This window comes from Bacillus cereus group sp. BfR-BA-01355 (genome assembly GCF_022663675.1).
Classification (GTDB): domain Bacteria; phylum Bacillota; class Bacilli; order Bacillales; family Bacillaceae_G; genus Bacillus_A; species Bacillus_A thuringiensis_S.
In genome coordinates this window covers 1-11084 of the sequence record NZ_JAKUFY010000145.1, presented here as the reverse complement: position 1 = coordinate 11084, position 11084 = coordinate 1, and the positions used below count along the sequence as shown (strand labels likewise).

Genomic DNA, 11084 nt, shown 5'->3' with positions numbered 1-11084 from the left:
CTAGATTGTTCGGTGGCTTCGCTTCTTCCTACAAGGCAAAAAGCGCCTTTACGTCAGAAGCTCCATCCCCCCTCACAATCTGAACGAGCCGCTTCCGCTTTTCATTGTCTAGCTCCACCTCCTAGCCCTTCATGTCTAAGAACCTTCCGCACGAGAAGACAAAAAGCGTCTTCTGTACGGAAGAACCTTAGCCAACAGGGCTAAACAGTCGGTTTCGCTTTTCTTTTGCAAAAATAAACAGGAAACAACATGAAAATAACGAATATACTATATACTAAGTTCAAGGTTATATAGTATATGGTGATCGGGTGATGACATATGATTTATGTAGAAAAAGTCATTATTGTAGAAGGTACATCAGATAGAAGAAAGATTGAATCTATTATTCGTGAACCGGTGGAAATTGTTTGTACAAATGGTACAATTGGTTTATCGAAAATGGATGAGCTCGTTGATCAGTTTTTTGATAAGGAAGTGTATGTGCTAGTAGATGCTGATGATGCTGGAGAAAAGTTAAGAAAACAATTTCGAAAAGAATTTCCGCAAGCCGAGCATATCTATATTGATCGCTCGTACCGAGAAGTGGCAACTGCGCCATCTACACACTTAGCAAATGTATTATGGGGAGCCGACATTGACGTTTATACAGAATATTTACGGTAAGGAATGATAGAAGTGATTGATTGGACAGGAGCCGAAGCTACATCCCTAATAGAGAACGAAGAAAAAACAGTGTTATATGTATATACTCCAATGTGTGGAACATGCCAATTAGCAAAAAAGATGTTAACAGTCGTTGAGATGACAATTGAAGAGTTGAAAATTGGGATGTTAGATTTAAATTATGCTCCACATTTAGCAAAAGAGTATGGGATTGAAAGTGTACCTTGTTTACTTGTTTTTGAAAATGGGACACTGATGAAGAAGATATACGCATTTCATTCGGTTGAATATTTATATACGGAATTAAAGTAGGCGGCAAAATTTTTGCCGCCTCGACATATTTCTTGGGAAATATGTCGAGATGCAGGATGGATACAGTATTTGTCGAGCGAAAATAACAGGATTGCTCTTTAGTGAGAGGGAATGGTATGTAATAGAAAGTGATATGAAGGATGTGATTTAGGGTGAGATTATATTCTTTGCTTCAATCATTTGTAAATTACGCTAATGGTCAATATCATTTAGAGCCGCTTTTAAGACGAGAGGAAAAAACTGTTAATTTCCGTTTGGGAGATGAAAGTTGTTCGTTACAAATTTCAAGAGATTATATAGAGCTGGTACATGAGGAAAGAGGAACGGAACAAATCATTTGCTTAGACGAAAAGGATATAGAACAATTGGTTAATGGAAATGTACGATTGCAAATGTTAATGAACGATGGACGTGTACAATATTCGGGAACGTATCGAACGATGCTATTAGTCGAATCGATGTTTCATATATGTAAACCGATGTCAGTAGGTGCTTAAAATTCTGAAGGTTCATTTTTTGCGAAAATTTCTGTTGACATGGTGTTTGGATATTGATACAATTCAATTCATAAAATATAGACAATTTCATAAATTACAAATCAGACGAAAATTGAATCTGATTTCTCTTATCAAGAGAGGTGGAGGGACTGTGCCCTGTGAAGCCCGGCAACCGTCAACTTATGTTGAAATGGTGCCAATTCCTGCAAAGCAAATGCTTTGAGAGATGAGAGAGAGGGATAATGTTGTTATATACGCACATAAACCTTTCTGCTTCTCTAAAGCAGAAAGGTTTTTTTATTGTTTGAATGTGGAGGACATTCAAACAATAAAAGTAGTGATAACGGTGGACTACACGCATTAAACATAAAAAATTGCGGAGTCGACCTAAACAAAAAAAGGGGTGATACATCATGATTCTATTAGAGAATGTAAAGAAAATATATAAAGCAAAAAGCGGTGATGTCACTGCTGTAGATAACGCCAATTTAAAAATAGAAAAAGGCGAAATATTTGGTGTTATCGGATATAGCGGCGCTGGGAAAAGTTCTTTAATCAGATTGTTTAATCAGTTAGAAAAACCGACTTCTGGCCAAATTACAATTGCGAATCGTGTTATATCAACAATTACAGGAAGTGAACTTCGTAAGGCAAGGCAAGAAATCGGAATGATTTTTCAACACTTCAACTTACTTTGGTCACGAACTGTACGTGAAAATATTGAGTTTCCACTTGAAATTGCAGGTGTTGATAAAGCGAAGAGAAGAAAACGTGTTGATGAATTAATTCATCTTGTCGGATTAGAAGGAAGAGGAGACGCATACCCATCTCAGCTAAGCGGAGGACAAAAGCAACGCGTTGGGATTGCAAGAGCATTAGCTAACAATCCACAAGTACTTTTATGTGATGAAGCAACGTCAGCTCTTGATCCAGAAACGACAGATCAAATTTTGGATTTACTATTAGACATTAATAAGCGCCTTGGTTTAACGATTGTACTGATTACACATGAGATGCACGTGATTCGAAAGATTTGTAATCGTGTGGCGGTAATGGAGAGAGGAAAGATTGTAGAAACAGGTCCAGTACTTGATGTATTCCGTAATCCGAAGCAAGATATTACGAAACGATTTGTACAGCAGTTAACAGATTCTGAAGATACAAATGAAACGATTGAAAGTTTAATTGAAAAATATCCAGATGGAAAAGTAATTCGTTTGCAATTTATCGGTGAGGCTGTAGAAAGACCAGTGCTTCAACGATTGATGCAACGCAGTGATATAGAAGTTAGCATTTTGCAAGGAAATATCGCACAAACGAATAACGGTTCTTACGGTAGTTTAGTTGTTCATTTAAATGGTGAGGAAACAGCGATCCAACAAGCAATAGAAGGAATTCATCAAGATCAAGTAGAGCTGGAGGTGATTGCACATGGATAAGTTACTCGCAAATGTTGATTGGAATCAAATGTTAGAAGCAACTGGTGAAACGTTATATATGACGGCAATCGCAGCTCTTGCGACATTTGTTTTAGGATTAATTTTAGGATTGTTACTCTTCATGACAGCGAAAGATAATTTATGGGAAAACAAATCAATTAATACGGTGATTGGAGCATTCGTAAATATATTCCGTTCTATACCGTTCATCATTTTAATTATTTTATTAATCCCATTCACAAAGATTCTTCTTGGAACAATTCTTGGAGCAAGTGCAGCGCTGCCGGCTTTAATTATTGGAGCGGCACCATTCTACGCGAGAATGGTTGAAATCGCACTTCGCGAAATTGATAAAGGTGTAATTGAAGCTTCAAAAGCAATGGGAGCAAAAACAAGCACAATTATTTTGAAAGTGTTAATTCCAGAATCGTTACCAGCATTAGTATCTGGTATTACGGTTACGACAATTGCTTTAGTAGGCTATACAGCAATGGCGGGAGTTGTTGGTGCTGGTGGTCTTGGAACACTAGCTTATTTAGAAGGATTCCAGCGAGGAAATAACGATGTAACAATCGTTGCGACAATTTGTGTATTACTAGTTGTATTTTTAATTCAGTGGATTGGTGACAGTTTAACGACTCGAATAGATAAACGATAATAAAAAACGGGAGGATGTTTCAAATGAAAAAATTATTACTTACAGCACTTATTTCAACTTCAATTTTTGGCTTAGCTGCTTGTGGCGGGAAAGATAAAGATGAAAAGAAACTTGTTGTTGGTGCTTCTAACGTACCGCACGCTGAAATTTTAGAAAAGGCAAAACCGTTACTTGAGAAAAAAGGAATTGATTTAGAAGTGAAAAAATTCCAAGATTACGTGTTGCCAAATAAATCGTTAGCGGATAAGGATTTAGATGCAAACTACTTCCAGCACATTCCGTATTTAGAAAAAGAAATTAAAGATAAAAAGTATGACTTTGAAGTAGCAGGGAAAATTCATTTAGAGCCAATTGGTGTATATTCTCAAAAATATAAGAGTTTAAAAGAACTTCCGGACGGAGCGACAATTATTATGAGTAATTCTGTTGCTGACCATGGACGTGGTTTAGCAATTTTACAAAAAGAAGGTATTTTAAAAGTTAAAGATGGGGTAGATCCAGTTAAAGCAACTCCAAAAGATATTGCAGATAATCCGAAAAATCTAAAATTCAAAACGGATATCGAGCCTGGTTTATTGCCACAAGTGTATAACAATAAAGAAGGCGATGCTGTTTTAATTAACTCTAACTATGCAATTGATGCAAAGTTAAATCCGGAAAAAGATGCAATTGCAATTGAAGGAAATGATTCACCGTACGCAAACATAGTAGCTGTTCGTAAAGGCGATAAAGATAAGAAAGAGATTAAAGCTCTTGTAGAAGTATTACATTCTAAAGAAATTGAAGACTTCATTAATAAAGAATATAAAGGGGCAGTTGTTCCTGTAAAAGAATAATTGCTGAAAAGGGCTGGTGTATGCCAGCCTTTTTTATAACTACATAACTATAGGGGAGAAGGGGACATCATATGAGAAAGATTCTATTGTCAGTTGTTACAGCGCTGTCTGTATTTACATTAGCTGCTTGCGGAGGGAAAGAAGAGAATAAGCTTGTTGTTGGAGCTTCTAACGTGCCGCACGCTGTTATTTTGGAGAAAGCACAGCCAATCTTAGAGAAAAAAGGCATTAAGTTAGAGATTAAAAAGTTCCAGGATTATGTACTGCCAAATAAAGCGTTAGCGGATAAGGAAATTGATGCGAACTACTTCCAACACATTCCTTACTTAGATAAAGAAATTCAAGAAAAGGGATATAAAATTGTAAACGCAGGAAAAATCCATTTAGAGCCAATGGGGATTTATTCTAAGAAATATAAAAGTTTAAAAGAATTGCCAGATGGCGGAACAGTTATTATGAGTAATAACGTAGCGGAGCGTGGCCGTATGCTCGCATTGTTACAAAAAGGCGGCGTTATTAAATTAAAAGACGGTGTAGATGTTGTTAAAGCGACAGTAAAAGATGTTGTAGAAAATCCGAAAAACTTAAAGTTTAAAACAGATGTAGAGCCTGGATTGTCACCAAAGCTGTATGAAAATAATGAGGGAGATGCTTTATTTATTAATTCGAACTATGCAATTGATGCAAAATTAAATCCAACGAAGGATGCAATTGCGATTGAAGGATCAGACTCTCCGTATGCAAACATCATTGCAGTTCGTAAAGGTGACGAGAAGAAAAAAGAAATTAAAGAATTAGTAGAAGTATTGCATTCAAAAGAAATTCAAGACTTTATTAATAAAGAATATAAAGGTGCTGTACTTCCGATAAGTGAATAATTATAAGGAAAGGACTGGGAATTTACCGGTCCTTTTTTCTTTATATAAATAAGAAGAAAGGTGTATCATATAAAGGTGAAAAGGAAATTCTTATATACATTTGTGAAAAAACGGTTACTTTTTTTCGTCGTTTGCGATATCATTTTATTTGATATAAAATTAGAATGAGAATAAAATGAGAATATGAACGTTTTAGGAATTTTTAAAATGTATATATAGGATTAATGGAGGTATTGAGATGGCTGGTTCTACATTAACGGTTAAAGACTTACACGTATCAATTGACGGCAAAGAAATTTTAAAGGGTGTAAACCTTGAAGTAAAAGGTGGAGAAATCCACGCAATTATGGGACCTAACGGAACAGGTAAATCAACTTTATCTTCTGCAATTATGGGTCACCCAAAGTATGAAGTAACAGAAGGTAGCATCATCATCGACGGTGAAGATGTATTAGAAATGGAAGTAGACGAGCGCGCACAAGCGGGTCTATTCCTAGCAATGCAATATCCAAGTGAAATTAGCGGAGTAACAAACGCTGACTTCTTACGTTCTGCAATTAACGCACGTCGTGAAGAAGGCGATGAAATTTCTCTTATGAAATTTATCCGTACATTAGATAAAAACATGGAATTCCTAGAAATGGATCCAGAAATGGCACAACGTTACTTAAACGAAGGTTTCTCTGGTGGAGAGAAAAAACGTAACGAAATTCTTCAATTAATGATGATTGAGCCAAAAATCGCAATCTTAGACGAAATCGACTCAGGTCTTGATATCGATGCATTAAAAGTTGTATCTAAAGGTATTAACCAAATGCGCGGCGAAGAGTTCGGTTGCCTAATGATTACGCATTACCAACGTTTATTAAACTACATCACTCCAGACTTCGTTCACGTTATGATGAACGGTCGTATTGTTAAATCTGGTGGCCCTGAGCTTGCACAACGTCTAGAAGCTGAAGGTTACGACTGGATTAAAAAAGAATTAGGTATTGAAGACGAAACAGCAGAGCAAGAAGCGTAAGAGAGGAGCATAAACATGACAATCGGTACATTACCTTTCGATCAAGAAACAATCCGTCAGCGCGCAAGCGAAGTAAACGAAGCTGCTTGGTTGACTGAGTTCCGCTTACAAGCTCTTGCACAAGCAACAGAACTTCCAATGCCAACGCCTGATAAAACGAAAATTGAAAAATGGGACTTTATCGGAAAAGGCGACGCTGCTAAGCAAGAGCCTGTAAGTTCTTTAACAGAGCTTCCAGAAGCAGTGAAAAACTTAATCGATGAAAATAACAGTGTATTAGTACAACGTACTGGTACAACTGCGTTCGTTTCTTTAGCAGACGAAGCAAAAGAAAAAGGTGTTATTTTTACAGACATCGTAACAGCTGCAACAGAGCATGCTGAACTATTACAAAAGTATTTAATGAAAGACGGCGTGAAGGTAGACGAGCATCGTTTAACTGCACTTCATGCTGCATTAATCAACGGCGGTGCATTCGTATATGTTCCGAAAAACGTTGTTCTTGAAACTCCACTTCAAGCTGTATTCTTAGTAGACGGCGAAGAAGCTAACGTATATAACCATGTATTATTCGTAGCTGATGCGAACAGTACTGCAACTTATGTAGAAAACTATGTTGCAAATGAAAATGCTAAAGGTATTGCAAATATCGTAGCAGAAGTAATTGTGGAACAAGGCGCACAAGTGAAATTTGGTGCGGTTGATCTATTAGCAAAAGACGTAACAACTTACGTTAACCGCCGCGGTGTTGTTGGACGCGACGGCCGCATTGATTGGGCTCTAGGCCTTATGAATGACGGAAATACAATTTCCGAGAACGTTACAAACTTAATGGGCGACGGTTCATATGCTGATACGAAAACAGTAACAATTGGCCGTGGTAACCAAACGCAAAACTTTACAACTAAAGTTGTTCACTTCGGTAAACACTCTGAAGGTTGGATTTTAAAACACGGTGTACAAAAAGATAGTGCAACATCTATCTTTAACGGAATTGGTAAGATTGAACACGGTGCATCTAAATCAAACGCACAACAATCTTCTCGCGTTCTTATGTTAGATGAGAAAGCTCGTGGGGATGCAAACCCAATTCTTTTAATCGACGAAGATGATGTAATGGCAGGTCACGCAGCTTCAGTAGGCCGCGTAGATCCGTACCAATTATACTACTTGATGAGCCGTGGTATTCCAAAACGCGAAGCAGAACGTTTAGTCATCCATGGATTCTTAGCACCTGTAGTAAATGAGCTTCCAATTGAAGGAGTAAAAGCACAGCTTGTTGAGGTAATTGAAAGGAAAGTTCGCTAATGAATATTCATGAAATACGCAAACAGTTTCCAATTCTTGATCAAAAAGTGAACGGCAAACAACTTGTATATTTCGATAGTGCAGCAACTTCTCAAAAACCAATTCAAGTCATTGAAACGTTAGAACGTTACTATAAAGAATATAATTCTAACGTGCATCGCGGTGTTCATACGCTCGGTACGAAAGCTACCGACGCGTATGAAGGTGCACGCGAGAAAGTTCGCAAGTTTATTAACGCGAAATCAATGGAAGAGATTATTTTCACGCGCGGAACGACAACTGCATTAAATACAGTAGCGGCTAGCTATGGTCTTGAAAATGTAAAAGAAGGCGATGAAATCGTTATTTCTTACATGGAGCACCATAGTAACATCATTCCGTGGCAACAAGTTGCGAAGAAAACTGGTGCAACTTTAAAATACCTTCCGCTTCAACCAGACGGTACAATTTCTTTAGAAGATGTTCGTCAAACAGTTACACCGAATACAAAAATCGTTTCTATTATGCAAGTTTCAAACGTGCTTGGAACGATTAACCCTGTAAAAGAAATCGGAGCGATCGCACACGAAAATGGCGCAATTATGGTCGTTGACGGTGCACAAAGTACACCTCACATGAAAGTAGATGTACAAGATTTAAACTGTGATTTCTACGCATTATCTGCTCATAAGATGTGCGGACCTACAGGCATCGGCGTATTATATGGTAAAAAAGAATTGCTGAACAATATGGAGCCAATTGAATTTGGCGGTGAAATGATTGATTTCGTAGATTTACAAGAATCTACTTGGAAAGAGCTTCCGTGGAAGTTTGAAGCAGGTACACCGATTATCGGTAATGCAATCGGACTTGGTGCGGCAATTGATTTCCTAGAAGAAATCGGTCTTGATAATATTGAAAAGCATGAACATGAATTAGCGCAATACGCTTTAGAAAGACTATCAGAAGTAGATGGCGTTACAATTTATGGTCCAAAGCATCGCGCTGGTCTTGTTACATTTAATATTGAAGACGTACATCCTCACGATGTAGCGACTGTATTAGATGTAGAAGGCATTGCAGTTCGCGCAGGACATCACTGTGCACAACCGCTTATGAAGTGGCTAAAAGCTTCTTCAACAGCACGTGCGAGCTTCTATTTATATAATACAAAAGAAGAAATTGATACATTTGTTGAATCGCTAATCAAGACAAAGGAGTATTTCACAAATGTCATTTAATAATTTAGATACGTTATATCGTCAAGTTATTATGGATCATTATAAGAATCCTCGTAACAATGGCGTGTTAGAAGATAGTGTTACTGTTAACTTGAACAATCCAACTTGCGGCGATCGTATTCAACTTACGATGAAAGTAGAAGAAGGTATTGTGCAAGAGGCGAAGTTTGAAGGCGAAGGATGTTCAATCTCAATGTCTTCAGCTTCAATGATGACACAAGCGGTAAAAGGTAAGAAAATTGAAGAAGCACTTCAGCTTTCGAAAATTTTCTCTGACATGATGCTAGGAAAAGAGTACGATGACAGCATCGATTTAGGAGATATTGAAGCATTACAAGGCGTATGCAAGTTCCCTGCACGTATTAAATGTGCAACATTAGCGTGGAAAGCGTTAGAAAAGGGCTTAAACGAAGATAAGTAATGTTAAAGGTTCCTAAAAATGAGGTTATCTAAGGAGGGACACACCAACATGGCGAAGCAACTGCCAGATATCGGCGATTACAAATATGGTTTCAAAGACAAAGACGTTTCGATTTTCCGTGCTGGACGCGGTTTAACAAAAGAAATCGTTGAAGAGATTTCACGTATGAAAGAAGAACCACAGTGGATGTTAGACTTCCGTTTAAAATCACTGGATAAGTTCTATGAAATGCCAATGCCACAATGGGGCGGCGACTTAAATGACTTAGATTTCGATGAAATTACGTACTACGTAAAACCATCTGAGAAATCTGAGAAGTCTTGGGATGAAGTACCTGATGAAATTAAAGCAACATTTGATAAATTAGGTATTCCAGAAGCTGAGCAAAAATATTTAGCTGGTGTATCTGCACAGTACGAATCTGAAGTTGTATACCACAACATGAAAGAAGACCTAGAAGCTCTAGGAATCGTCTTCAAAGATACAGATAGCGCATTAAAAGAGAACGAAGATATTTTCCGTGAGCATTTCGGAAAAGTAATCCCACCAACAGACAACAAATTCTCTGCATTAAACTCTGCAGTTTGGTCTGGTGGATCATTCATCTACGTTCCAAAAGGTATTAAAGTTGATACACCACTTCAAGCGTATTTCCGTATTAACTCTGAAAATATGGGACAATTCGAGCGTACGCTTATCATCGTAGACGAAGGTGCACACGTACACTACGTAGAAGGTTGTACAGCACCTGTTTACACTACTAACTCACTTCACAGTGCGGTAGTAGAAATCATCATTAAAAAAGATGCGTATTGCCGTTATACAACAATCCAAAACTGGGCGAACAACGTATACAACCTAGTTACAAAACGTGCGGTTTGTGAAGAAAACGCGACGATGGAATGGATTGATGGTAACATCGGATCTAAATTAACGATGAAATACCCAGCAGTTATCTTAAAAGGCGAAGGCGCTCGTGGTTTAACATTATCAATCGCGATTGCTGGTAAAGGCCAACACCAAGATGCTGGTGCGAAAATGATTCACTTAGCACCAAACACGTCTTCAACAATTGTTTCTAAATCGATTGCGAAGCATGGTGGTAAAGTAACTTACCGTGGTATCGTACACTTCGGACCAAAAGCGAAAAACTCTCGCTCTAACATCGAGTGTGACACGTTAATCATGGATAACCAATCTACATCTGATACAATTCCTTACAACGAAATCAAAAACGATTACGTTTCACTTGAGCACGAAGCGAAAGTATCGAAAGTATCAGAAGAACAATTATTCTACCTAATGAGCCGCGGTATTTCTGAGCAAGAAGCTACAGAAATGATCGTAATGGGCTTCATCGAGCCATTCACTCGCGAACTTCCAATGGAATACGCAGTTGAAATGAACCGCCTAATCAAGTTTGAGATGGAAGGTTCTATTGGTTAAATAGAAATGCGGAGCCGACTGTTCAGACCCGTTGGCTAAGGTTCTTTCGCACAGAAGATGCTTTTTATCTTCTGGTGCGGAAGGTTCTTAGACATGAGGGTTTAGGAGGCAAAGCTGGACAATATTTAAAGTGGAAGCGGCTCGTTCAGTATGTGAGGGGGATGGAGCTTCTGACGTAGAGGCGCTTTTTGCCTCATAGGAAGAAGTGAAGCCACCGAACATTCTAGCCGCTAGAACTGGATAATATATGTATGAAGAAAGCGCCCTGCTGTTGAAGTGACCCCTGTCAAGTAGACAGTATTCAAAAAACACAACTAAGCAACCTGAGTTCTATATTTATATGGACTCAGGTTATTTAGTTTCTTTTGGAACCTTTGGTGAT

The 11084-nt window shown here is 38.0% G+C and carries 12 protein-coding genes and 1 riboswitch; all 12 genes read left to right on the top strand.

What is annotated here, in order from left to right:
* The first annotated feature begins 318 nt into the window (after nt 1-318).
* The 12 genes from MR167_RS28430 to sufB all read left to right on the top strand — a co-directional run bounded on the left by MR167_RS28430 (nt 319) and on the right by sufB (nt 10702).
* Nucleotides 319-663 (top strand): toprim domain-containing protein, encoded by a 345-nt coding sequence (locus tag MR167_RS28430; RefSeq protein WP_000640870.1) that lies wholly within the window; start codon nt 319-321, stop codon nt 661-663.
* A 3-nt stretch (nt 664-666) separates the two neighbouring features.
* Nucleotides 667-975 carry a thioredoxin family protein gene (locus tag MR167_RS28425; RefSeq protein WP_003280640.1) on the top strand — a complete coding sequence of 103 codons (309 nt, stop codon included), beginning with the start codon at nt 667-669 and terminating at the stop codon, nt 973-975.
* A 152-nt stretch (nt 976-1127) separates the two neighbouring features.
* Entirely contained in the window at nt 1128-1472 is a 345-nt protein-coding gene (locus MR167_RS28420) for a hypothetical protein (protein ID WP_001242143.1), read from the top strand.
* A 125-nt stretch (nt 1473-1597) separates the two neighbouring features.
* A riboswitch (SAM riboswitch) is annotated at nt 1598-1705 on the top strand.
* A gap of 180 nt (nt 1706-1885) precedes the next feature.
* Nucleotides 1886-2911: a methionine ABC transporter ATP-binding protein gene (locus MR167_RS28415; protein WP_016078139.1), complete on the top strand. Its 1026-nt coding sequence runs from the start codon at nt 1886-1888 to the stop codon at nt 2909-2911.
* On the top strand, nt 2904-3569 hold the full coding sequence (locus MR167_RS28410; RefSeq protein ID WP_000359401.1) for a methionine ABC transporter permease: 666 nt from the start codon (nt 2904-2906) through the stop codon (nt 3567-3569). Before MR167_RS28415 ends, MR167_RS28410 begins: the two co-directional genes overlap by 8 nt.
* 23 nt (nt 3570-3592) lie before the next feature.
* Complete coding sequence (gene metQ / locus MR167_RS28405) at nt 3593-4405, top strand: methionine ABC transporter substrate-binding lipoprotein MetQ (RefSeq protein WP_242316038.1); 813 nt, start codon at nt 3593-3595, stop codon at nt 4403-4405.
* Nucleotides 4406-4476: 71 nt separating this feature from the next.
* Nucleotides 4477-5283, top strand: a complete 807-nt coding sequence (gene metQ / locus MR167_RS28400; RefSeq protein ID WP_001226751.1) for a methionine ABC transporter substrate-binding lipoprotein MetQ — start codon at nt 4477-4479, stop codon at nt 5281-5283.
* 238 nt (nt 5284-5521) lie between these two features.
* Entirely contained in the window at nt 5522-6307 is a 786-nt protein-coding gene (gene sufC / locus MR167_RS28395) for a Fe-S cluster assembly ATPase SufC (protein ID WP_000929162.1), read from the top strand.
* Between the two features lie 15 nt (nt 6308-6322).
* Nucleotides 6323-7615, top strand: coding sequence for a Fe-S cluster assembly protein SufD (sufD, locus tag MR167_RS28390; RefSeq protein WP_000152177.1), 1293 nt, complete (start codon nt 6323-6325; stop codon nt 7613-7615).
* Nucleotides 7615-8835 (top strand): cysteine desulfurase SufS, encoded by a 1221-nt coding sequence (gene sufS, locus MR167_RS28385; protein ID WP_001020767.1) that lies wholly within the window; start codon nt 7615-7617, stop codon nt 8833-8835. The genes sufD and sufS overlap by 1 nt, the downstream gene beginning before the upstream one ends.
* Entirely contained in the window at nt 8825-9256 is a 432-nt protein-coding gene (sufU, locus tag MR167_RS28380) for a Fe-S cluster assembly sulfur transfer protein SufU (RefSeq protein WP_000009525.1), read from the top strand. The genes sufS and sufU overlap by 11 nt, the downstream gene beginning before the upstream one ends.
* Nucleotides 9257-9304: 48 nt before the next feature.
* The gene (sufB, locus tag MR167_RS28375; protein ID WP_001118824.1) at nt 9305-10702 is read left to right on the top strand and encodes a Fe-S cluster assembly protein SufB; all 1398 of its coding nucleotides are present in this window, start codon (nt 9305-9307) and stop codon (nt 10700-10702) included.
* Nucleotides 10703-11084: the final 382 nt, after the last annotated feature.